The sequence below is a fragment of the Aureimonas sp. Leaf454 genome, from assembly GCF_001424685.1.
Taxonomy (GTDB): Bacteria; Pseudomonadota; Alphaproteobacteria; order Rhizobiales; family Rhizobiaceae; genus Plantimonas.
Map to the genome: position 1 here is coordinate 115,130 of NZ_LMQT01000019.1, position 19,969 is coordinate 135,098.

Here is a 19,969-nt window from a genome sequence, read left to right on the forward strand (position 1 = left end):
GTGCTGCGGGAGGTCTAGACCAAGGCGGGACCGAATGGAAACGGGAGGCGGCTGATTATCGAACGTCTTCGAGCGTGGCCTGCACCGGCTCAGCTCGCGCGATGCTCGGCGTTGCGCTTGCGCGTCTCCGCGGCCTTGCGGGCGGAGGCGGATCGGTCCGCCGCGGAGCGTTGAGCCGAGGCCTCACCGCCCTTCCTGCCGCCTGCATGGGCTGCGGGATGGCCGGTCTTGGTGCCTCGACCCGAACCGCCGGGCTTTTTGCCGCCGCCATCGTCCTTGTTGACCGTCGCCCAGGCCCGGCGTTCCGCTTCATCCTCCGGCACGCCCTTCGCTTCGTAGCTCTGCGCGATGTGATCGGCTTTTCGCTCCTGCTTGTCCGTGTATTTCGATTGGTTGCCGCGCGGCATGGTTCGTCTCCCTGATCGCTGCAGCGAAAACATGCGGCGTTCCCATGGGGTTCCCATGAGGCCCGTATCCACATCGGCGCTTTTCAACGGGGCGTCGGCTGTTTAAGGGAGACGTCGTCGCACGACGTTCGCCGGGACGGTCGTCGCTTGTTTCCCGCACCGATCGTTTCGCCGATGCCGTCACTCCTCCGCTTCAGTCGCGCCATCGACCGCATGAATGCGGGGGTTGCCGTCTTTGCCGACTACTTCGTGTTGATCGCGGTTCTCGTCAGCGCGGGCAATGCGACGCTGCTCTGGCTGGTGGGACGGTTACCCGCCTGGCTGAACCCGATCCCCGACGGCATCCTCAACAATTTCTCCAACAGCTTCCTTGAGATCCAGTGGTATCTCTTTGCGGCCGTGGTCATGCTGGGTGCGAGCTATACGCTGAAGCTGAACGAGCATGTGCGGGTCGACATCGTCTATTCCTCGCTGACGGAGCGGGGTCGGCTGTTCGTCGACGTCTTCGGCCTCGCCGTCTTCCTGCTGCCGGTGATCGGCTATTTCGTGTTCCTGTCCTGGCCCTTCTTCTGGCGCTCCTATGCGTCCGGCGAAATGTCGAACAATGCGGGCGGACTGATCCTCTGGCCGGCCAAGCTCGTGCTGCCGCTCGGTTTCGCGCTCCTGTGGCTGCAGGGCCTGTCCGAACTCATCAAGCGGGTCGCCGCCCTGAAGGGTCTGATCCGCCTCGAAACCAAATACGACAAGCCGCTCCAGTAAGGCGGCGAAGAGAACGGGACGGGATTCGTCGATATGTTCGAATATGGCGTGATGCCGCCGCTGATGTTCGGCGGTCTGATCCTGTTTCTGCTCATCGGCTTTCCCGTCGCCTTCTCGCTGGCCGCCGTCGGCATCGTCTTCGCCATCGTCGGGGTGACCATCGACCAGTTCGAGCTGGTCTTCCTGAACGGTCTGCCCTCCCGGTTCTTCGGCATCCTCTCCAACGAGCTCCTGCTCGCGATCCCCTTCTTCACCTTCATGGGCGCGATCCTGGAGCGATGCGGCCTCGCGGAGGATCTGCTCGAAGGGTCCGGCCAGCTCTTCGGTCCACTGCCCGGCGGTCTCGCCTATGCGGTCGTTCTGGTGGGCGCGGTGCTCGGCGCGATCACCGGCACGGTCGCGGCCTCGGTCATCGCGATGGGCGTCGTATCGTTGCCGATCATGATTCGCTACGGCTACAACATGCGGCTGGCGACCGGTGTCATCGCGGCCTCCGGCACGATCACACAGGTGATTCCACCCTCGCTCGTGCTGATCATCATCGCCGATCAGCTCGGCCGTCCCGTCGGCGACATGTATGCCGGGGCGATCGGCCCGTCGCTCCTGCAGATCCTTCTCTTCCTCATCTTCATCTTCGCGGTCTCGCGGGTGAAGCCGGAACTGATGCCGCCGCTTCCGCCGGAGGCCCGCACGATGAGCGGCGGCAAGCTGCTCTGGAAGGTCGCCAAGAGCATGGTGCCGTCACTCTTTCTCATCTTCCTCGTCCTCGGCACCATGCTGATGGGCATCGCGACGCCGACGGTCGCCGGGGCGATGGGCTCGGTCGGCGCCATCCTCCTCGCCGCCCTGCACGGTCGCCTCAGCTGGTCGCTGCTGCGGCAGGCGATGGCGACGACCTCGCGGCTGACCGCGATGGTGATCTTCATCCTGATCGGATCGACGGTCTTCTCCTTCGTCTTCCAGGGCATGGATGGCGGCCACTGGATCGAGCACCTCCTGACCAGCCTGCCCGGCGGGGCGCTGGGATTCCTGATCTTCGTCAACATCTTCATCTTCTTTCTCGCCTTCTTCCTCGACTTTTTCGAGATCGCCTTCATCGTCATTCCGCTGCTCGCGCCCGTGGCGGAAAGCCTCGGCATCGATCTTGTCTGGTTCGGCGTCCTCCTCTGCGTGAACATGCAGACGAGCTTCATGCACCCGCCTTTCGGCTTCGCGCTGTTCTATCTCCGGGGCATCGCACCGGCCTCGGTGAAGAGCTCGGACATTTATTGGGGCGCGGTGCCGTGGCTCGGGCTGCAGCTGGTGCTGGTCGTGATCATCATCGCCTGGCCCCAGTCGGTGACGTATTTCCTCACGAAGGAAGCCGTCGTCGATCCTTCGAGCATCCACCTCAACGTGCCGATGCCTGGCGCCGGCGGAGAGAACCCGTTCGGGACGGCGCCGAGCTTCGGACAGTCGGCGGCGCCGAGCTTCGGGCAACCCGCGGCCCCCGGTTTCGCTCCATCCGCACCCGGCAGCGTCCCTCCGGCAGCGCCGTCCTTCGGGCAGACCGCGGCGCCAACCTTCGGCGCTCCTGCTCCTGCTCCTGCCCCTGTCCAGGCCCCGGCTCCGTCGTCCGCCATTCCTAGCTTCGGCTCGGCGCCGGCACCGAGCTTCGGTGCGCCCACGGCTGACCCGAACTGACGACGAACCCGACCGATGCAGCCGCCGAAACGAGAAAGGCCGGCGTCTCCAAAGAGACGCCGGCCTTTCTCGTTTCGATCACCGCAAGCGATGGCGCGAGGACTTATTTGCCCGCGGCCTGCTGCGCGTAGGCGTAGGAATCGTTGGAATATTCCGCCACGCGGAACCATTCGTAGCTCTGGCTCCGGAAGGTCTTCCAGGGTTCGTAGATCGTCTTCCAGTTTTCGTTGGACGCGGAGAGTTCCCCATACAGCTTCATCGCGCTGTCATAGGCCGCGTCGAGAACGTCGCGCGGCAGCGGACGAAGCTGCACGCCCTTGCCGACGAGGCTGCGGATCGCCTGCATGTTGCGCACGTCGTACAGCGCCAGCATGTTGGCATTGGTCATCCGGGTCGCCGTCTCCAGCGTCGCCTTGTAGGCCTCCGGCAGCGCGTCGAACTTCTCCTTCCCGAACAGGAAGTGCACGGTCGGGCCGGCCTCCCAGAACGCGGGATAGTAGTAGTATTTGGCGACCTGATAGAAACCGAGCTTCTCGTCGTCATAGGGACCGACCCACTCGGTCGCATCGATCGTTCCACGCTCGAGGGCCGGATAGATGTCGCCGCCCGCGAGCTGCTGCGGCACGAGACCGAGCGGCTGCATGACGCGTCCGGCGAGGCCGGCGATGCGCATCTTCAGGCCGTTGATGTCGGCGAGGCTGTTCACCTCCTTGCGGAACCAGCCGCCCATCTGGGTGCCGGTGTTGCCGCCCGGACGGCCGACGACGCCGATCTTGCCGAGGAAGGCATCGACCAGTTCGTTGCCGCCGCCATGGTAGAGCCAGGCATTCTGCTGGCGTGCGTTGAGGCCGAACGGAATCGACGACGGGATCGCGAAGGTCGGATCCTTGCCGACATAATAGTAACAGACCGTATGGGCGGCTTCGACGGTTCCGTCCTGCACGGCGTCGAGCGCCTGGAGACCCGGGACGAGTTCACCCGCGGGAAAGACGTCGATCGTGAACTTGCCGTCCGTCATGGAGGAGACGGCCTTCGACAGGACCTCGGCGCCGCCGAAGATCGTGTCGAGCGTGTTCGGGAAGCTCGACGTCAACCGCCAGCGGATCTGCGGCATGTCCTGTGCGATGGCTGGCGAGGCCAGCGTCGACGACGCTGCCGCGGCTCCCGCCGCCAATCCTGCCTTGGTGATGAATGTACGACGATCCAAAAGACGTTCCTCCCTATCGAATGCCCAATGCCGAGCCCCGGCGCGGCGAACGCGCCGGCTCGCCCTCGCGGGTTCGGGGCGACAAAAGCCGATCGTCCTTCGCTGCACAAGCCGCCGGGCGAAAGAGAGTTCACGTCGTCGTCGAACGTCTTGGGGCGGGCGCCGACCTCCTTGCCACGCCCGCCGCCGCGATCTTAAACTCCGGCGTTCGTCATGCGCTCCAGAACGCTTCGTCGAGCGGCAGGCGCGCGATCTCGTGCTTCTCGGGATCGAGCACGCGGACATAGTTGCCATCGCTGTCCCGATATCCCATCGAGTTCAGCGCGGGCCTCACGCTGGACAGAGCGACGTCGGGATCGGCGGCGTTGATCGCTTCGTGGAAACCGCCCGCCATCCATGCGTCGCCCGCGATGGTGCCCGTCTCGATCACGTATCTCGTCTTCGGCATGTCATCCTCCCGTTTCCTCGTTGATGATGGTGTCGGACCGGCCTTCCCCGCCGGCCCGGTGATCAGATGGTCAGGATCGTCGCTCCCGTCGTCTGGCGCGATTCCAGCGCAAGGTGGGCCTCTGCCGCGTCCTTCAGCGCAAATCGCTGGTCGATGCGGATCTTCACCGCGCCGCTCGCGATCACGTCGAAAAGCGCGCCCGCCGATTCCTCGAACTCCGCGCGGTTCACGGTATAGCCGAAGAGGCTCGGACGTGTCGCGAAGAGCGAACCCTTCTGGTTCAGGATCGAGAGATCGATATCCGGCAGCTTGCCGGAGGACTGGCCGAACGTCGCCCAAAGTCCCCGTGGCTTCAGGCAGTCGAGGCTGGCCGGATAGGTGTCGCGTCCCACGGAATCGTAGACGACGTCGCACTTCCTTCCCTCGGTGATGTCGAGGACCCGGGCGACGAAATCCTCCTCGCGATAGTTGATCACGTGGTCATAGCCGTTCTGCAGGGCGAGCTCGCACTTGGCTTTCGAACCGGCCGTGCCGATCACCGTCGCGCCGAGATGCTTGGCCCATTGACCGGCGATGAGGCCGACGCCGCCGGCCGCCGCATGGAAGAGAAGAACCGTCTCCGGCCCGACCTTGAACGTGCGGCGAAGCAGGTATTCCGCCGTCGTGCCCTTCAGCATGGAGGCTGCCGCGTCGTCGTTTGAAACCGCGTCGGGCAGAACCGCGACCTTCGCGGCATCGATGACCACGGCTTCGGCATAGGCGCCGTCCGCGCCGCTATAGGCGACGCGATCGCCGACCTTCACGCCGATCACGCCCGCGCCGATCTCCGACACGGTGCCGGCTCCCTCCTTGCCGAGCACGAAGGGCAGTTTCGGCGCCTTGTAGAGGCCGGTCCGAAAGTAGACGTCGATGAAGTTCACGCCTGCCGCGCTCTGCTCGACGCGGATCTGCCCGGCGCCGGGACGACCGGGATCGTGATCCTCGTAGGACAGAACGTCCGGTCCCCCGGTCCGGTGTACGAGGATGGCTTTGGTCATGCGTCGATCTCCCTTTTCGGCGATCCCGCCCGCCCGACGAGCTGCAGGACACCCCCGATGCAGAACAGATAGAGGCCCGTCGCAAGGATTCCCGCCTTCAACCAGCCGGGGCTGTCGAAAGCCTGGCCCGGACTGTCCGACGCATAGAAGAGCGCGATACATCCGAAGACGGCCCACAGCGCGGAAACCGCGAGGTTCAGCGGCCGCAACTTCGTCACGCGGACGGGATGGACGAATTTCACTGGCAGGAACGTCGCGATGGCGCAGAAGGCCACGAAGGCGAAGGCCGTGGTCCCGTTCGGCTGCATGGTGAAGAAGGTGAAGATCACCATGTTCCAGGCGACCGGGAAGCCTCGAAAGAAATAGTCCTTCGTCTTCATCCGCATGTCGGCATAATAGATCGCACTCGAGATCACGATCAGCGCGGCGGCGACGAAGGAGAGCGGCCGTCCGATGATTCCGGATTCATACAGCGCGAAAGCGGGGATGATGACGTAGGTCGCGTAGTCGATGATCTGGTCGAGCACCTCGCCCGACCAATTCGGAAGAACGCGCTGGATCTCGACGCGGCGTGCGAGAGGTCCGTCGATCGCATCGACGAAGAGCGCGAGGCCGAGCCAGCCGAACATCTGCACCCAGGCATGCTCCGCGGCGGCGATGATGGCCATGAAGGCCCAGAAGGCGCCGCTCGCGGTCAGAAGATGGACGGCGAAGGCACGCCAACGTTCGGGTCTGGGTGCGATCTCTGCCATGTCGTCCGATGCCTGTTGCCTAGCGTCGCACCGTCGCCGATGCGCCATTGCTTTCAGGTGTATCGTCCGTATGTCTGAAAACCAAGGCCGACGACCCGTGCGAGCGCGCGGATGTGGCGGATCGATCGGAGAAGCGGACCATGACGGCACGGGTTTCAAGACGGGAGATCGCGGTCGTGGGCGGCGGCTTGTCGGGTTACGCCACCGCGATCGGGCTCGCCCTCGAAGGCTTCGACACCCTCCTCGTCGCCCCCGCGACCGAGCGCACCGACGGACGATCCACCGCCCTGATCGGCGAGTCCATCGCGTTTCTCGACCGCATCGGTCTCGCCGATCCGATCGCCGAGAAGGGCGCGCGCCTCGCGACCATGCGAATCGTCGACGATACCGGCCGTCTGTTTCGCGCGCCGACGGCTGAGTTCAAGGCGTCCGAGATCGGACTTTCCGCCTTCGGTATCAATATCTTGAATGCCGATCTTCTGGAACTGCTGCAGGCACGCGCCACGGCGTTGCAGGATCGGCTATCGATCGTTTCGGAGCCGGTCGTCGACGTGACGGTGGAAGCCGACGGCGCGACGATCGAACTTGCCGACGGTGCGATGTTCCGCGTCGATCTCGTGGTCGGTGCGGACGGGCGGCAATCCATCGTCCGCCGCCGGTCCGGGATCACGGTTCGCGAGTGGCGCTACGAACAGAGCGCCGTCGTTCTCAACTTCTCGCATCGTCTTCCACACGATCATGTGTCCACCGAGTTCCACACACGAAACGGTCCCTTCACGCAGGTGCCGCTGCCGGGACGCCATTCCTCCCTCGTCTGGGTGGATACGCCGGACGCGGCCGAAACCGCCCGGGATCTGCGCCCCGATCGTCTGGCCGAGCGGATCGAGCGCCGGATGCATTCGATCCTCGGAGCGATCGAGATCACCAGCGAGGTCCAGAGCTTTCCGCTCGGAGGCGCGCGCGCGTCCCGCATGGCGGCCTCGCGCGTCGCGCTGGTCGGCGAGGCCGGCCACGTCTTCCCCCCGATCGGGGCGCAGGGGTTGAACCTGGGGCTTCGGGATGCCGCTTCCCTCGTGGAAGCGGCGGCGACCTCCCGGGACGATGCGGGTTCGAAGCGGACGCTGGAGCGCTACGATCGCGCGCGACGCGGCGATGTCGCGACCCGGACGGTCGGTGTCGATCTCCTCAACCGATCGCTCCTCGCCGGCTTCCTGCCCTCGCAGTTCGGTCGGGCCGCCGGTCTCGCCGCCCTTTCCGGCATTCCCGTTCTGCGCCGGTTCGCGATACGCGAAGGTCTCTCGCCGGGAGCCGGTCTGCGAGGACTTCCGCGAGATCTCGACGACCGGCTCGGTGTCGGACCTCGGCTCGATCCCGATCCAAGCTGACGTCGTCGATATCGAAACGACGCAGCGTTCGCGACTTGCTCATTGCGCCGCCCGGATGTTTTCCGGCATTCTGAACGCGAACGATCACCCTTCGAGATCAAGACCTCATGCAGACTGCTCGCTTCTTCATCGGCCAAGTGGTCCGGCACAGGGTCTTTCCCTTCCGCGGCGTCATCTTCGACGTGGATCCCGTCTTCGACAACACCGAGGACTGGTACATGTCGATCCCGGCGGAGGTGCGTCCGCGCAAGGACCAGCCGTTCTACCATCTCTTCGCGGAGAATTCGGACAGCGAGTACGTCGCCTACGTCTCCGAACAGAACCTCGTGCCGGACGACAGCGGCACGCCGGTCCGGCATCCCCAAGTGCCCGAAGTCTTCGACGGTCCCGTCGACGGCGCTTACCGCCTGAAGGGCATGCATCGAAACTGACGGCCAAGGGCGAACCGGCGATGCGCGGTTCTTGAACAGCAAAACGGCGGCGGATCGATCGATCCACCGCCGTTTCGTCTTGCAATCCCGAGCCGGTCCTTACTGCGCGGGAGCGGCTTCGCCCGTCTTGGCGGCAGCCTGTGCGTCTTCGAACTTCTTGCGGCGGGTTTCGGCCTGCTTCTGCAGCGCCTTGTCCAGCTCTTCCTGGCGCTGGGCCAGTTCCGGCTGCGCGGCCGGCGGGCCGTCGAAGGCGCCGGTGAAGCCCGACAGCGTGATCTTGATCGGGTTCGCCTGACGCTGGAAGTTGATCGAAGTGACGGTCAGCCCGTTGCCCTTCTTCATCGAATTGATGATGGCGTCGGTCAGCTGCGCCTCGGCGATGCAGCGATCGGGGAAGCAGACGGAGTAGCCGATGGCGGCCGGCGCGTTCTGGTCGACCTGCATCTGGATACCGGCCGGAATGACGCGGCCCGTCGGCACCACGACCTGGAGAACCTTCTGGTTCACCTTGCCCTTGACGTCGATCAGGTTGATCGCGGTGATCAGCTGACGGGTGTCGGCGATCATCGTGTACTGCGTGTTGCAGATCGTGTTGTCGCCCTGCGGGGTGCAGACCTTGAACCAGCTGGGCTGGCCGGCAACGGCCGGCTGAGCGGCGGCGCCCGCCTTCGCCGGAGCCTTCGCGGCCGGCGCCTTGGCCGGAGCTTCCTGCGCCACGACCGACCCGGTCAGCGCGCCGAGCACCGCCAAGCCGGCCATCCCCGACCGGAGGGCTTTCCTGGTGACATGGAGCGAGTGATTCATCACGGGCCTTGCATCCTTGAAGATTGGCTGAAGCGGGGGTCGAAGGTTCCTTAGACGGTGTCGAACTCTTTCGCAAATGAGGCCGTTTGAAGACCCGTCCGGCGTGCGGCAGCCGTTGATCCAGCTATGGGCAAGGCTGTGCGAAGCCGATAAGAATCCGGCTCGAACGAGCGCCGGAGACATCGACGACATGCACCTTTGCAGCCCCGCCCACCAGCTCGCCCGGGCGTTCTCGATCTCACTCCTCGCTCTCGCCTCGTTTTGCGCGCCGACCGTCGCGGAGCCCCGGCACGCGATCGCCATGCAGGGCGAGCCGGCGCTGAAGGCCGGCTTCGAGCGACTTCCCTACACCGATCCCGCGGCCAAGAGCGGCGGTTCGATGCGGTACGGCGTCTACGGCACCTTCGACAATCTTAACCCGGTCATCGTTCGCGGGGCGGCGACGACGGCTCGCGGCATCTGGTTCGATCCCGAATTCGGCAATCTCGTCTTCGAACCGCTGATGCAGCGTTCGCCGGACGAGCCCTTCACCCTCTACGGTCTCCTCGCCGAAACCGTCGAGACCGACGACGCCCGCACCTTCGTCGAGTTCACGCTGAACGCGAAGGCCCGCTTTTCCGACGGCAAGCCGGTCCGTGTCGAAGACGTGATCTTCACGACCGACATGATGAAGATCCCCGGCGTGGTCCGGCCCCAATACACCGACTGGCTGTCGAAGGTCGCCCGGATCGAGAAGGTCGGAGAGCGCGGCATCCGCTTCACCTTCAACGAGAAAGCCGATCGGGAGCTTCCGCTTCTTCTGGCGGGACTTCCGGTGCTTCCAGAACACGGTTTCGATCGCGAGACGTTCGAGCGATCCACGTTGCAGCCGGTCATCGGGTCGGGTCCCTACGTGATCGAAACCGTCGATCCCGGCCGACGCATCGGCTATCGCAAGAATCCGGACTATTGGGGCAATGATCTCGCCATCAAGCGCGGCGTCGACAATTACGATGCCATCAGCATCGAGTATTTCCGGGACGCAAACGCACAGTTCGAGGCGTTCCAGAAGGGGCTGTTCTACGTCTACGGCGAGGGCAATCCCCGGAACTGGCAGACGAACTACGATTTCCCCGCCGTGCGGGAGGGACGCGTCGTCAAGGAAACCTTCCAAACCGGAAAGCCGGCCGGCGTCTACGGCTTCTTCTTCAACACGCGGCGACCGGTTTTCCAGGATCGCGCGGTCCGGGCCGCCCTCGGTCTCCTCTTCGACTTCGAATGGGCCAATGCCAATCTCTACTATGGCTCGTACAAGCGGATCCGCGGCTATTTCGAGAATTCCGATCTTTCGAGCGTCGGACGTCCGGCGTCGGAGGCGGAAAAGGCTCTCCTGGCGCCCTTCCCCGAGGCGGTGACGCCGGAGGTCATGGCGGGGCGTTGGACGCCCGCGGTCAGCGACGGTTCGGGTTCGGACCGCAAGCTCATGCGTCAGGCGGTCGAAGCGTTGAAGGCGGCGGGATATTCGATCACCAACAGTCGTATGGCCGGTCCGGACGGCCGTCCCCTTCGCTTCGAGATCCTCGTTCAGAACGCCGATCAAAGCCGGATCGCGCTCGGCTACATCCGCACGCTCCAGCGGGTCGGCATCGATGCCGAAGTGCGCCAGGTCGACGACGCGCAGTACCAGTCGCGCAAGCAGGCCTTCGACTACGACATGCTGATCGCGCCGTTCAACGGCACGCTATCGCCGGGCGCCGAACAGCGTGGCCGCTGGGGCTCGGCTTCCGCCGATGCGCCCGGTTCGTTCAACTATGCCGGCGTCGCGAACCCGGCCGCGGATGCCATGATCAACGCCATGACGGCGGCTCGAACTCGAGAGGATTTCGTCGCAGCCGCAAGGGCCTACGACCGTGTCCTCATCTCGGGCCAATACCTCGTGCCGCTCTTCTACATCGGGGAGCAGCGTCTCGCGCGCTGGTCCTTCGTGAAGCATCCCGCGACGACCCCGCTGACTGGATATTATCTGCCCTCCTTCTGGCTCGACCGGGACTGAGCCTGTCGGAGGCAGATCGATCGCGGCGGCTCGCCGCCAAACCGCACAACGAGCGCTTGAAGCTCGTGACCGGCGTCTTCCATGCGCTGGGGATCGCGGTTGCCGGAGCCGCCGCGATCCTGCCGGCGCTCCAGGATTTTTTAAAAAGCGCCCGGCTTGCCGGGCGCTTTTTTGTCAGGCCGCCTTCTTCTGCGCCTCGTCGGCGAAGCGGGCGAGCTGGGTCGCGATCGTCGCCGCCCCGTTCAGCCGCTGTTCGGGCTTCGGCCAGTCGCGGATGAGAACGATGGACTGGTCCGGCCGGATCTTCGCGGCCGAGCCCTGTTCGCCGATGTAACGGACCAGCGCTCCCGGATTCTGGAAGGTCTTGTCGCGGAACTGCACGACGACGCCCTTCGGACCCGCATCGAGCTTCTCGATATTGGCGCGCCGGCAAAGCGCCTTGATGAACACGACCTTCAGGAGATGCTCCACCTCCTCGGGCATCGGGCCGAAGCGGTCGATCATCTCGGCGCCGAACGCATCGATCTCGCGTGCGTCCGTGAAATCGGCCAGCCGGCGGTAGAGGCCCATCCGCAGCTGCAGGTCCGGCACGTAGGGTTCCGGGATCATCACGGCGGTTCCGAGCGTGATGTTCGGCGACCAATGGCCGTCGGTCTCCGTCGTCACGCCCTTCATCTCGGCGACCGCCTCCTCCAGCATCTGCTGGTAGAGTTCGAAGCCGACCTCCTTCACGTGACCGCTCTGTTCGTCGCCCAGGAGATTGCCCGCGCCGCGCTGGTCGAGATCGTGGCTTGCCAACTGGAAGCCGGCACCCAGCGTGTCGAGCGACTGGAGGACCTTAAGCCGCCGTTCGGCGCCGGCCGTCGGGGTCTTGTTGGCGGGGATGGTCAGCAGAGCGTAGGCGCGAACCTTCGATCTCCCGACGCGGCCGCGCAGCTGATAGAGCTGCGCGAGCCCGAACATGTCCGCGCGGTGCACGATCATCGTGTTGGCGGAGGGAATGTCGAGACCCGATTCCACGATGGTCGTCGACAGGAGAACGTCGTACTGGCCTTCGTAGAAGGCGTTCATGATGTCCTCGAGCTCGCCCGCCGGCATCTGCCCGTGGGCGACGGCGACCTTCAGCTCCGGCACCTGATCGGCGAGGAAATCCTGGATGCCGGCAAGATCGGAGAGCCGGGGCGCGACATAGAAGCTCTGCCCGCCGCGATAGCGCTCACGCAACAGCGTCTCGCGTACGACCAATGCATCGAACGGCGCGATGAAGGTCCGAACCGCCATGCGATCGACCGGGGCGGTGGTGATCAGGGAGAGTTCGCGAACGCCCGTCAGCGCCAGCTGCAGCGTGCGCGGGATCGGCGTCGCGGACAGCGTCAGGACGTGGACGTCGCTCTTCAGCTCCTTCAGCCGTTCCTTGTGCCGCACGCCGAAATGCTGCTCCTCGTCGATGATGAGGAGGCCGAGATTCTTGAACGTCACGCCCTTTCCGAGCAGGGCGTGCGTGCCGACCACGATGTCGACCGTGCCGTTCGTCAGGCCCTTCTTGGTTTCGTTGATGTCCTTCGTGGTCACCAGCCGGGACGCCTGCGCGACATTCAACGGCAGGCCGTGGAAGCGCTCGGAGAAGGTCTTGAAGTGCTGGCGCGCCAGCAGCGTGGTCGGCACGACGACCGCGACCTGCAGTCCGTTCATCGCGGCGATGAAGGCCGCGCGCAGCGCCACTTCGGTCTTTCCGAAGCCGACGTCGCCGCAGACGAGACGATCCATCGGCCGCCCCTCGGCGAGATCGTCCGCGACGGCTTCGATCGCGGACAACTGGTCCTCGGTCTCCTCGTAGGGGAAGCGCGCGGCGAACTCGCCCCACAGGCCTTCCGGCGGAAGGAGCTTCGGCGCGCCTCGGGTCTGGCGCTCGGCAGCGAGCCGGATGAGACCCTCGGCCATGTCGAGAAGGCGCTTCTTCAGCTTGGCCTTGCGCGCCTGCCAGGCGCCGCCGCCGAGCTTGTCGAGCATGGCCTCCGTGCCCTCGCCGCCGTAGCGCGAGAGAAGTTCGATGTTCTCGACCGGCAGAAACAGTCGATCATCGCCGGAATAGCGGATCTCCAGGCAGTCGCGCGGCGCGCCCGCCGCCTCGATCGTGCGCAGGCCGACGAAGCGCCCGATGCCGTGATCGACATGGACGACGATGTCGCCGGCATCAAGGCCGGTGACCTCGGAGATGAAGTCCGAACCTTTTTTCTTGCGCCGCCCTCTGCGGATCAGTCGGTCGCCGAGAATGTCCTGCTCGCCGATGACGACGAGCCGGTCGGTCTCGAAGCCGGACTCGATGCCGAGGACGACCGATGCGACCGTGTTCTTGCCGAACTCCAGCGCCTGCTTCAGGCTGCCCGCGGGCTTAATGCCGCCGAGCCCATGCTCCTCCACGACCTGGCTGAGGCGCTCGCGAGACCCTTCGCTCCAGGCAGCGAGAATGACCTGTCGGCCGCCGGCGCGCATGTTCGAGATATGCTCGACCGCCTTCTCGAAGACATTGACGTCGGTGCCCGCGCGTTCGGCGGCGAAGTTGTGGCCCCGTTTCACGTCGAGATTGACGATGTCGCGACCGGTCGCGTCGGTCAGGGCGTAGGAGGACAGCCGGATCGGATCGACGCTCGCGATCCCGCCCATCAATTCGTCGGGCGAGAGGTAAAGTTCGTCGGCCGGAACGGGATGATAGGGCACCGCATCGCCCATGCCCTCGCCACCCGACGCGCCGCGCTTGCGGCTGTCGTAATGGTCCTCGATCGTCTTGCGACGTTCGGCGACGGCTTCCAGCACGAGATGGTCGAGCACGATCGGAAAGCCCGCGACATAGTCGAAGAGCGTGTCGAGCTTCTCGTAGAAGAGCGGTAGCCAGTGCTCCATGCCGGAGAAGCGGCGGCCCTCGCTGATGGCGGTGTAGAGGCCGTCGTTTCGAGCCGGCGCGCCGAAGCGCTTGATGTAATTGGTGCGAAAACGGCTGATCGTCTCGTCCTTCAGCGTGACTTCGCTGATCGGAGCGAGCTCGAAGCTCTTGCGCTGGCTGGTCGTACGCTGGGTCGCGGGATCGAAGGCTCGGATCGATTCCAGCGTGTCGCCGAAGAAGTCGAGCCGGATCGGTTCCTCGTCGCCAGGCGCGAAGAGATCGAGAATGCCGCCGCGCACGGCGAATTCCCCGTGGTCGCGCACCGTCGCGACCCGTTCGAAGCCGCCGCGCTGGAGCACGCGCACGATGTGATCCATCGCGATGCGGCCCGATGCCTTGGCGGTGATCGTCTCGTCCTCGAGCACTTGGGCCGGCGGCATCTTCTGCAGAAGGGCATTGGCGGTGGTGAGAATCAGCGCGCGATGCGGCGACTTGCGCAGGGCGGAAATCGCCGTCATCGCGGACAGGCGCATGGCGCCGGCCTCGCTGGACGGGCCGACGCGATCGTAGGGGAGGCAGTCCCAGGCCGGCAGCGTCAGGACGGGCAGTTCGGGTGCGACGAAGCGCAGCGCGTCCTCGAATTCACCCATCCGGTTGCCGTTGCGCATGACGAAAACGAGCGGACGATCCTTAGCGCGGCCTCTCGCGATCTCGGCCAGGAGAAAAGGCTCGTAGCCGTCGATCACGTTGCCGATCGAGAAACCGGTGCCACCCGAAAGGAGCTTCTTCATGCGCTCTGGCGAGCTCACGGCTCCACTCCCGCCCCGTTCGCGTAGAAAGCGACGATGCGCCGGAAGACGGGCGTGTCGTAATTGCCGGGCGTCGCGGTTTCGCCGGTCATCCACTGGAAGAGGTCGCGATCCTGCGCCTCCATCAGCAGCTCGTAGTCGTCCATCTCGGAATCGTCGAGGTCATGGATCAGCGCGTCGGCGAAGCGGCCGAGGACGAGGTCCATCTCACGCGTGCCCCGGTGCCAGGATCGGAACAGGGCCTTGCGGCGCCGGACGTCGAGATCGTGCGAGGAGCGGCTCGTGCCAGTCATGTCGGATCCATGTTCTTGAGCTCCGGGTCTATATAGGGAACATCCTGCGGTGTCAGCCTTTGCCGGCGCTTGGAGAGGCGATAAAGGAGGCGCATGCGACCATCCGTGCTCGATCCGCTCTTCGCCGCCGTCACGACGCTTGACGGCGTCGGTCCCAAGGTCGCCGGTCTCCTGAAGACGCTCCTCATCCCGTCCGGCTCGGATGCGGCGCTGAGGGTTCGCGACCTCTTGTTCCATTTGCCGAGCGGGCTCGTGGATCGTCGGCGAAAGGCCGAGATCGTCGGCGCGCCCGAGGGCGAGATTTCGACCTTGACGCTGCGGATCGATCGCCATCAAGCGCCGGGCCGCGGGACCTCCGCGCCCTACCGGGTCTTCGGCCAAGACGAGACGGGCGAGATCGCCCTTACCTATTTTCGAGCCCAGGCTGGCTGGATGGAAAAGCTCCTTCCGGTCGGCGAGACGATGATCGTGTCCGGCCGGGTGGAATGGTTCAACGGCCGACCCTCCATGGTCCATCCCGATTTCGTGGCCTCGGTCGAGGATGCGGGCGCCATGCCGCTGGTCGAGCCGGTCTATCCTCTCACCGCCGGCCTCTCCGCGAAGGTTTTGCGCAAGGGCATCGCGGCGGCACTCGCCGAGGTGCCCGCTCTACCTGAATGGATCGAACCCGGCGTCGCGGCGAAACTCCAGTTTCCTCCTTTCGGGGATGCGCTGACCCGTCTGCACGGCCCCGCCGACGCGCTCGATCTCGATCCGCTCGGCGTCGCATGGCGCCGTCTCGCCTATGACGAGTTCCTGGCGGGCCAGCTGGCGCTCGCCTTGTCTCGCCAGACGATCAAGAAGTCGAAGGGGCGGCGGCTTCGAGGCGACGCTCGCATCCAGTCGCGCGTCACGTCCGCCCTGCCCTTTCAACTGACGGAGGGACAAAGGAAGGCCATTGCCGAAATCCACGAGGACATGGCCGACGACGACCGTATGCTGCGGCTTCTTCAAGGCGATGTCGGCGCGGGCAAGACGGTGGTGGCCCTGATGGCGATGGCCGTCGCTGCCGAGGCCGGCGCGCAGTCCGCCCTGCTCGCACCGACCGAGATCCTCGCCCGCCAACATGCCGCGACGCTCGCGCCGCTCTGCGAAAAGGCCGGATTGAGCCTGACGCTCCTCACCGGCCGGGACACCGGACGGGCTCGGGCGGACAAGCAGGATTCCATCGCATCGGGTGAAACGGACATCGTCGTCGGCACGCACGCCCTCTTCCAGGACAGCGTCGTCTATCGCGACCTCGGTCTCGTCGTCGTCGACGAACAGCACCGCTTCGGCGTCCATCAGCGGCTCAGCCTGACCGCCAAGGGACGCGCGCCGGATCTCCTCGTGATGACGGCGACGCCGATCCCCCGGACCCTCGTCCTCGCGGCCTTCGGCGACATGGACGTCTCCCGCCTCGAGGGCAAGCCGGCCGGCCGCAAGCCGATCACCACGGTCGCCGTGCCGATGGACCGTCTCTCGGAAATCATCGATCGAGCGGGGCGCGCTCTTGCGGAAGGCGACAAGATCTACTGGGTCTGTCCGCTCGTGGAGGAGTCCGAGAAGAGCGACCTCATGGCGGCGGACGAGCGGCACCGCGTGCTCCAGCAGTTCTTCGGCGACAGGGTCGGTCTCGTCCATGGCCGCATGACCGGCGATGAGAAGGACGCGGCCATGGCCGACTTCAAGTCCGGCCGCACGCGCATCATCGTCGCGACGACCGTGATCGAGGTCGGCGTCGACGTGCCGGACGCCTCGATCATCGTGGTGGAACACGCCGAACGATTCGGCCTCGCCCAGCTTCACCAGCTGCGCGGCCGGGTCGGACGCGGCGAGAAGGCCTCGTCCTGCGTCCTCCTCTACCGGGCGCCGCTCGGCGAGGTGGCGAAGGCGCGGATCGCCGTCATGCGGGAGACCGAGGACGGCTTCCGCATCGCGGAGGAGGACCTGAAGCTGCGCGGCGAAGGCGATCTTCTTGGCACCAAGCAGAGCGGGCTGCCCGGCTTTCGCATCGCGCAGACCGACAAGCATGCCGACCTCCTGGAGACCGCGCGCGACGATGCCCGCCTCATCCTGACGACCGACCCGGACCTCCGCTCGCCGCGGGGCGAGGCTCTGCGGACGCTGCTCTACCTCTTCGGCAAGGACGACGCGATCCGGCTGCTCCGCTCGGGTTGAGGCGCGAGTCCGATCGGGTTGAAGCGCGAGCGGGTTCCAAGTTCGCGCTCGTCTCGCAGCGGGAAGGACAACCCGGCCGGGGATGAGGAAGGCGAGCCCCGCCCTAGAACGCGCTCATCGTCCGCCGGCGTTTCGTCTCACGACAGGAGAAGACCGTCCCTTCCGAAGGTCACGCCACTTCCGGATCGCGCGCCCGTTCCTCGACGATCCTGGTCGCCTCGGCTTGCGTCACCGGACGGTCCGTCTCAGGCCCCACGATTCCGGCGGACACGACCAGCTTCATCGCGTCCTCGACGCCCATGGAGAGGATCTTCACGTCCTCGCGCGGCACGTAGAGCAGGAAGCCCGAGGTGGGGTTGGGGGTCGGCGGCAGGAACACGGCGAGCATCTCCTGCCCGTCTGCCTCGAAGATCGAGGCGATCTCGCCCTTGGCGGTCGTCGCGATGAGGACGATCGACCAGATCCCTCGTCGGGGATATTCGATGAGCGCCGCCTGCTTGAACGAGGACTGGCTGGAGAAGACCGTCTCGAAGATCTGCTTGAGCGCCTGATAGAGAGAGCGCACGAGCGGCGTGCGTCCCAAGAGACGCTCGCTCCAGTCGACCACCGTGCGCCCGATGAGGCTGGCGGTGAGAAAGCCGACCAGCGTGATCAGGAGAAGCGCCACGACGAGCCCGAAGCCGGGAATGGCGAAGGGCAGATAGGCATCCGGCGTGTAGCGAAGCGGGATATAGGGCTTCACCCAGCCGTCGACCCATCGCACGAAACTCCAGGTCACCCAAGCCGTTATGGCGAGCGGCGCACAGATGACGAAGCCCGTGAGGAAGTAGTTGCGAAGCCGCGTCATCACCCTGCCCAGCGTTCGGCTTCAGGGCGAAGCCTCATCGTGAGCGGATTCTAGCACGCGGCTTCCTCGAAAATCGACGCCGGAAACGCGAATTAAGTGCGGTGCGGAAGCTTTCCCTGCCGCGCCGCAACGGGGCCTATTCCACCGTCACGGACTTGGCGAGATTTCGCGGCTGGTCGACGTCGGTCCCCATGTGGACCGCCGCATGGTAGGCGAGCATCTGCAGCGGCACGGCGTAGACGATCGGCGTCAGGATCTCCGGCATGTCCGGCAGGACGATCGTCTCGGTTGCCGTCACCGCCCCGGCCTTCGCGCCGCTCTCGTCGGTGATGAGGATGATCCGGCCGCCGCGCGCCGCGACCTCCTGCATGTTCGAGACGGTCTTCTCGAAGACGCGGTCGTGCGGGGCGACGACGATGACCGGCATCGTCTCGTCGATGAGGGCGATCGGTCCGTGTTTCAGTTCGCCTGCCGCATAACCTTCCGCGTGGATGTAGCTGATTTCCTTCAGCTTCAAGGCACCTTCCAACGCCAGAGGATAGGACAGGCCACGCCCGAGATAGAGCGCATGCTTGTGGGTCGAGAGCTCCCGCGCGATCGCTTCGATCTGCGCTTCGAGCTTGAAGGCCTCGTTGACGAGGCGCGGCGCTTCGGCCAGCGCGCGCGTCATGGCGAGTTCCTCGTCAGGCGACAGGACGCCGCGATCGACGCCCGCGCGCACGGACAGGGCGGCGAGCGCCATCAGCTGGCAGGTGAAGGCCTTGGTCGAGGCGACGCCGATCTCGGGACCGGCGAGCGTCGGGAAGACGATGTCGCTCTCGCGCGCGATCGTCGATTCCTGAACGTTGACCACGGAGGCGGTGCGCAGGCCCTGCTCCTTGGCGTAGCGCAGCGAGGCCAGCGTATCCGCCGTCTCGCCGGATTGCGAGACGAAGAGCGCGAGGTCGCTGTCGCCGAGCGGCATCTCGCGGTAGCGGAACTCGGAGGCGACGTCGATGTCGCAGGGCAGTCTCGCATGCCGCTCGAAATAGTAGCGACCGGTCAGCGCGGCGAGATAGCCCGTCCCGCAGGCGGAGATCGACATGCGGCGAACGGCGGAAAAGTCGAGCGACTGTTCGTTCGGGATGCGCGTGCGGCCGGTCGTCAGGTCGACGAAGGCGCCGAGCGTGTGCCCGAGCACCTCGGGCTGCTCGTAGATCTCCTTCTGCATGAAATGGCGATGATTGCCCTTGTCCACGTAGAAGGCCTTGCCGACGGAGCGCCGGATCGCGCGCTCCACGCGAGCGCCCGAGACGTCGAAGATCTCGACCCCTTGGTGATCGAGCACCGCCCAGTCTCCGTCCTCCAGATAGGAAACCGCATCGGTGAAAGGCGAGAGAGCGATGGCGTCGGAGCCGAGGAACATCTCGCCCGATCCGTGGCCGATCGCGAGCGGACTGCCGCGACGCGCCCCGATCAGGAGGTTCTCGTCTCCGGAAAAGACGAAACCGAGCGCGAAGGCACCCTCGAGCCGCGGCAGGGCGGCGGCGACGGCGGCCTTCGGATCCAGCCCGCGGTCGAGCTCGCGCGTGACGAGCACCGCGACGGCTTCCGTGTCCGTCTCGCTCTCGAAGGAATAGCCGTCGGCGGCGAGCTCGCTCTTCAGCTCCCGGAAGTTCTCGATGATGCCGTTGTGCACGACGGCGAGGCGCGGCGTCGCATGGGGATGAGCGTTGCGCTCGGTCGGCGCCCCGTGGGTCGCCCAGCGCGTATGACCGATGCCGATCGTGCCGCCGAGCGGCTGCGCCTTCAGATGCGCTTCGAGATTGACGAGCTTGCCCGCCGCGCGGCGGCGATCGAGTCCCGCAGCCGACAGCGTGGCGATGCCCGCCGAATCGTAGCCGCGGTATTCGAGGCGTTTCAGCGAGTCGACGAGGCGCGCCGCGACAGGCTCATGACTGACGATCCCGATGATGCCACACATTCAGCGCGTCTCCTCGATGGGGTTTCGCGTCT

The 19,969-nt window shown here is 65.6% G+C and carries 16 protein-coding genes; 6 read left to right on the forward strand and 10 right to left on the reverse strand.

Annotated elements, in window-relative coordinates; genetic code table 11:
- Positions 1–89: 89 nt before the first annotated feature.
- A complete protein-coding gene (locus tag ASG43_RS12025; RefSeq protein ID WP_056505035.1) occupies positions 90–407 on the reverse strand; it encodes a hypothetical protein in 318 nt (105 codons plus the stop codon).
- Positions 408–581: 174 nt separating this feature from the next.
- Between ASG43_RS12025 and ASG43_RS12030 the strand changes: the two genes are divergently transcribed.
- A complete protein-coding gene (locus ASG43_RS12030; RefSeq protein ID WP_056505816.1) occupies positions 582–1,166 on the forward strand; it encodes a TRAP transporter small permease subunit in 585 nt (194 codons plus the stop codon).
- Between the two features lie 33 nt (positions 1,167–1,199).
- The gene (locus tag ASG43_RS12035) at positions 1,200–2,849 is read left to right on the forward strand and encodes a TRAP transporter large permease subunit (RefSeq protein ID WP_082490855.1); all 1,650 of its coding nucleotides are present in this window, start codon (positions 1,200–1,202) and stop codon (positions 2,847–2,849) included.
- A gap of 103 nt (positions 2,850–2,952) precedes the next feature.
- On the opposite strand, the gene ASG43_RS12040 is transcribed toward ASG43_RS12035, so the two are convergent.
- From ASG43_RS12040 to pcsA, 4 genes are all read right to left on the reverse strand, one after another.
- The gene (locus ASG43_RS12040) at positions 2,953–4,056 is read right to left on the reverse strand and encodes a TRAP transporter substrate-binding protein (protein ID WP_056505037.1); all 1,104 of its coding nucleotides are present in this window, start codon (positions 4,054–4,056) and stop codon (positions 2,953–2,955) included.
- A gap of 211 nt (positions 4,057–4,267) precedes the next feature.
- Positions 4,268–4,504, reverse strand: a complete 237-nt coding sequence (locus ASG43_RS12045) for a hypothetical protein (RefSeq protein WP_056505040.1) — start codon at positions 4,502–4,504, stop codon at positions 4,268–4,270.
- A 62-nt stretch (positions 4,505–4,566) separates the two neighbouring features.
- Positions 4,567–5,541: a quinone oxidoreductase gene (locus ASG43_RS12050; RefSeq protein WP_056505043.1), complete on the reverse strand. Its 975-nt coding sequence runs from the start codon at positions 5,539–5,541 to the stop codon at positions 4,567–4,569.
- Entirely contained in the window at positions 5,538–6,293 is a 756-nt protein-coding gene (pcsA, locus tag ASG43_RS12055; RefSeq protein WP_056505045.1) for a phosphatidylcholine synthase, read from the reverse strand. Before pcsA ends, ASG43_RS12050 begins: the two co-directional genes overlap by 4 nt.
- A 140-nt stretch (positions 6,294–6,433) precedes the next feature.
- Here pcsA and ASG43_RS12060 point away from each other — a divergent pair, with 140 nt between their 5' ends.
- Positions 6,434–7,678, forward strand: a complete 1,245-nt coding sequence (locus tag ASG43_RS12060; RefSeq protein ID WP_056505048.1) for a UbiH/UbiF family hydroxylase — start codon at positions 6,434–6,436, stop codon at positions 7,676–7,678.
- A 107-nt stretch (positions 7,679–7,785) separates the two neighbouring features.
- Positions 7,786–8,109 (forward strand): heat shock protein HspQ, encoded by a 324-nt coding sequence (hspQ, locus tag ASG43_RS12065; protein WP_056505051.1) that lies wholly within the window; start codon positions 7,786–7,788, stop codon positions 8,107–8,109.
- 99 nt (positions 8,110–8,208) lie between these two features.
- On the opposite strand, the gene ASG43_RS12070 is transcribed toward hspQ, so the two are convergent.
- The gene (locus ASG43_RS12070) at positions 8,209–8,913 is read right to left on the reverse strand and encodes an invasion associated locus B family protein (protein WP_082490857.1); all 705 of its coding nucleotides are present in this window, start codon (positions 8,911–8,913) and stop codon (positions 8,209–8,211) included.
- Between the two features lie 190 nt (positions 8,914–9,103).
- On the opposite strand from ASG43_RS12070, the gene ASG43_RS12075 reads away from it, so the two are divergent.
- Positions 9,104–10,945 carry an extracellular solute-binding protein gene (locus ASG43_RS12075; RefSeq protein ID WP_056505058.1) on the forward strand — a complete coding sequence of 614 codons (1,842 nt, stop codon included), beginning with the start codon at positions 9,104–9,106 and terminating at the stop codon, positions 10,943–10,945.
- A gap of 174 nt (positions 10,946–11,119) precedes the next feature.
- Here ASG43_RS12075 and mfd read toward each other — a convergent pair whose 3' ends face one another.
- Both mfd and ASG43_RS12085 read right to left on the reverse strand, forming a co-directional pair.
- On the reverse strand, positions 11,120–14,494 hold the full coding sequence (gene mfd / locus ASG43_RS12080) for a transcription-repair coupling factor (RefSeq protein ID WP_056505822.1): 3,375 nt from the start codon (positions 14,492–14,494) through the stop codon (positions 11,120–11,122).
- A gap of 137 nt (positions 14,495–14,631) precedes the next feature.
- Entirely contained in the window at positions 14,632–14,928 is a 297-nt protein-coding gene (locus tag ASG43_RS12085; protein WP_056505063.1) for a succinate dehydrogenase assembly factor 2, read from the reverse strand.
- Positions 14,929–15,021: 93 nt separating this feature from the next.
- Between ASG43_RS12085 and recG the strand changes: the two genes are divergently transcribed.
- Positions 15,022–17,127, forward strand: a complete 2,106-nt coding sequence (gene recG / locus ASG43_RS12090) for an ATP-dependent DNA helicase RecG (protein ID WP_056505066.1) — start codon at positions 15,022–15,024, stop codon at positions 17,125–17,127.
- Positions 17,128–17,296: 169 nt separating this feature from the next.
- Here the strand turns inward: recG and ASG43_RS12095 are convergent, their stop codons facing one another.
- Both ASG43_RS12095 and glmS read right to left on the reverse strand, forming a co-directional pair.
- Entirely contained in the window at positions 17,297–17,974 is a 678-nt protein-coding gene (locus ASG43_RS12095; RefSeq protein WP_056505069.1) for a DUF502 domain-containing protein, read from the reverse strand.
- A gap of 136 nt (positions 17,975–18,110) precedes the next feature.
- The gene (gene glmS / locus ASG43_RS12100; protein WP_056505072.1) at positions 18,111–19,937 is read right to left on the reverse strand and encodes a glutamine--fructose-6-phosphate transaminase (isomerizing); all 1,827 of its coding nucleotides are present in this window, start codon (positions 19,935–19,937) and stop codon (positions 18,111–18,113) included.
- Positions 19,938–19,969: the final 32 nt, after the last annotated feature.